This window comes from Acinetobacter lwoffii, assembly GCF_024129855.1.
Lineage (GTDB): Bacteria > Pseudomonadota > Gammaproteobacteria > Pseudomonadales > Moraxellaceae > Acinetobacter > Acinetobacter lwoffii_L.
The window spans coordinates 1-375 of the sequence record NZ_JAMXXC010000080.1 but is presented as its reverse complement, the minus strand read 5'-3'; the positions used below and the strand labels follow the sequence as shown (position 1 = coordinate 375).

Here is a 375-nt window from a genome sequence, read left to right as displayed (position 1 = left end):
AAATTTAAGGCGTAACTTGGGTAAGTGGTCGACCTAATTCCGTAAATCTGTTAAGGACTGCTACACGTGCATGGATCTCATTCACTTGGCTTTGAAAGCTCCTTGCACTCAGTTTATCGCCCAATAATTTAATGCAATGCATCTTGGTTTCTACCAAACTTCGCCGATGATAGCCTGACCATTTTTTCCATAGTGTCCTGCCTAAACGTTTAACTGTTCGAAGTAATTCATTTCGTTCTAGCGAGCTACTCTTTGTATCTTTCCATGGTTTCGCATTTTTCTAGGTGGAATCACCGCATGCCCTTGCCGATCTGCAATGACCTGACGGCATTGCTTGGTGTCATAAGCTCCATCGGTATAAACAGAGTCAATCTG

Annotated in this window: 1 pseudogene; it reads right to left on the bottom strand. The window is 42.9% G+C overall.

Features of this window, described 5'->3' with window-relative positions:
- Positions 1 to 4 precede the first annotated feature (4 nt).
- A pseudogene (locus NI465_RS16585) lies at positions 5 to 375 on the bottom strand (IS5 family transposase); the annotation flags it as partial.